Source organism: Candidatus Aquicultor sp. (assembly GCF_054640775.1).
Genome location: NZ_JBTSLF010000296.1, coordinates 1 through 2829 on the forward strand (window position 1 = coordinate 1; position 2829 = coordinate 2829).

The following is a 2829-nucleotide window of genomic DNA, read 5'->3' on the forward strand; positions in this document are numbered from 1 at the left end:
AAGTACTGTAAACCCACGGAAAGCATCGATAGAGGCGATTCTTCCGCTTTGTTTAATTTGCTGCGGATCTGCAGAAATTGTATTGCTCACGGTTTTCTCCTTAGATTAGCTGACTATTTAAAGGAACTGATTTTTACAAAAAAGCCCCGGTTATCCGGGGCTTAAAAAAAGAAAATAGATCTTCTTACTTCAGGAGAACCATCTTTTTAGTAAGTAAAACACCGTTTGCGTTCATCTGATAAATATATGTACCGGATGCAAGTCGACTAGCATCAAACCGAACCGTATAATTACCGGTAGATTTATTCTCATTAACCAAAGTAGAAACTAACCTACCGAGCAGATCGTAAATTTTAAGAGTAACTAATCCGGACTTAGGCACTGAAAAAGTAATTTCGGTAGATGGGTTAAATGGATTTGGATAATTCTGAGATAATTGATAACCAGATACAACATTTGATCTTTTTTCTACACTTATTCCGGTAACATGACTATCATTATGGAACCATTCCACCGGTGGATAAGTACTATTTCCAAAACATGCTAAATAAACATCCTTACCATCATTGCTAAAAGCTATACCACGAGGTCTTTCATTTGGATCTTGAGGCGAAAAGAAACTCCATTTAATACTATCTTCTATAGCCCAAGTCTTTGTATTAAATGAATACCAGGTGCCCTCGGTACCAGCAAACTGTCCGGTGGGTTGATTATAGGAATAGTTACCAGTGCTTAACCATAAATTACCGTTTACAGGATCCCACGTTCCGGATTCACAAGCTATACCTCTTAAAACTGTATCAACTAAAGCATAACTACTAAATGCATCCGGTCTATGGTAAACTCGAAGGAATCCATCCGTGTATCTTGCAACATATAGGGTATTCCCATCAGGGGAGACAGCCATCCACCTACCATAAGTGGCGGCAGTATCAATAACATCAACAGCATTACTATTAAATGAAAAATCGGAATTATAAATTTCTATTGGATGACCTGGAAGAACAGGTGCTAAATAAATATTCCCGCTTGAATCAACTGCCGGATTACAAAGCGCAGAAATACCCGGGCTAACATAGTTCATCCCTTGTCCAGTTTTATAATTTATCCTATATAGATCGCTATAATCGTTAACCAAAATATTCCCGTTATTATCGCGAGTTATTCCATATTTACTATTATAAAGGGGATGTAATACGCCGCCAACTGTAACAGCTTTAATCGTATCCCAAGGTGTTCCATCGGGATTATAAACATAAACAGGGCGAACAGAAAACTTTTTCCCACTATCAGGAACAAACAATGAATCAGAAGTTCTGTATGGTGCAATCCATATCTTCCCATCTGGATCGACTGTTACAAATTGGACACCAGTATTAGTTCTCAAAGTATCAGGCGCAGGGGGAAAAATACCCTTATAAACCCAACCTTGTGAGAATACTTTCACACTCATTAAAAGCATAAAAGCGAACAAAATAGAAACAGTTTTTTTCATGAAGCACTCCTTAAGTTATTGATAAAGTAAAGGTTTAATTAGTTGATTATCTACCATAATAGGGAGCCCCTGGTTTTTGAATATTGAGCTTAACTATTGTTTGAGGAATTAATACACTATTAGTGTTTGGGTCAACAACTTGTGATCGAATATAATAAAGAAAATCCCCACTTCCCCATACCATTGAAATTGCACCTGATGCAGCTAAAACGCCAGGATATAGGAATGAGGATGATTTATCTTTATGAACTACAATGATTGCTTGAGGAAGATTAGTCCCAAGATACATATCACCATCGGCAGAAAATTCAAGAGAAGTTATAGAATTGCCCGAGCCGTAATTTCCGGAGAAATCATAATAAAGTTGTGGCGACCCAAGATTACCGTTGGCATCTATAGGAAATCTCTGGACAGTCAAGTTTGAGTCTTGTTGAGCGGCAACATATAGATAGCTTGTCCCTCCGTCATTATAAACACGCATAGCAGTAATATTAGCTGTATATGGGAAAGAAGTGATGCTTTTATCTTGTTTTATCCGATATATAGCAGCGTTATTTCCTCCAGCCCATAAATTGTTGTTTGCATCAAATTCGAGTTGAGAAATTTTTAGGGAAGATGGTAAAACTACAAACGTTGTTGGTGATCCTCCTCCAGCAGGTATTTGAAATATTGCATAAAGATTTCTTGCAGCAAACAATACTCCGTTTGGACCAAACCTCATACTTGTCCAGAATGTTTCAGTGCCTTTTGAAGCATAATTAGTAATCAAACTGTCAGAAGTGATTTTTTTAATACCATTTCCAATATTATTTACGGTGAGGGAAGTATAAATACCACCTATATTATCTGATACAATTGTATACGGAAGGATATAAGTACTTTTTGAATCAGGATAAAAATCTTTTGCTGCAGGTGTGAGATTATAGTATAATTTATTGCTAAAAAGTTCTGAATGTATAACTGCCACCCTTACCACAATTGAATCCGCAGCAACGTTGGGCGCGGTTACTACAAGTTGAGTAGTCGTAGCGCTTACAACAACGGCTTGAGAAATATTGAAATAGACTAAATCTTCCATTGGATTAGTTGAAAAATTTTGTCCTGTGATAGTTACCTGTGAAACTCCCGCAAGACTTGAATTCGGAGGATTTATTGAAGAAATAACAGGAGTTGCTCCTATAGGAGTAGTCGGGACACCCTGGTATAAACTTGGCGCTCCCTTATCGGAACACCCGTTAAAACTTAACAGTGCAATGAGAGCTATAAATAAATTTGTAAATAATAAATTGTAAAAATTATTTTTCATACCTTATCCAAAATTATTTTTTGTTTTT

Annotated in this window: 2 protein-coding genes; both read right to left on the reverse strand. The window is 36.8% G+C overall.

Features of this window, described 5'->3' with window-relative positions:
- Positions 1-184: 184 nt before the first annotated feature.
- Positions 185-1495, reverse strand: a complete 1311-nt coding sequence (locus ACYC56_RS14390; RefSeq protein WP_461374862.1) for a T9SS type A sorting domain-containing protein — start codon at positions 1493-1495, stop codon at positions 185-187.
- Between the two features lie 46 nt (positions 1496-1541).
- Positions 1542-2801 carry an IPT/TIG domain-containing protein gene (locus tag ACYC56_RS14395; protein ID WP_461374863.1) on the reverse strand — a complete coding sequence of 420 codons (1260 nt, stop codon included), beginning with the start codon at positions 2799-2801 and terminating at the stop codon, positions 1542-1544.
- Positions 2802-2829: the final 28 nt, after the last annotated feature.

What these genes read in the sequence shown, in the direction of transcription:
- ACYC56_RS14390 (WP_461374862.1), bottom strand. Translation starts at nt 1,495, where the DNA reads ATGAAAAAAACTGTTTCTATTTTGTTCGCTTTTATGCTTTTAATGAGT.
- ACYC56_RS14395 (WP_461374863.1), bottom strand. Translation starts at nt 2,801, where the DNA reads ATGAAAAATAATTTTTACAATTTATTATTTACAAATTTATTTATAGCT.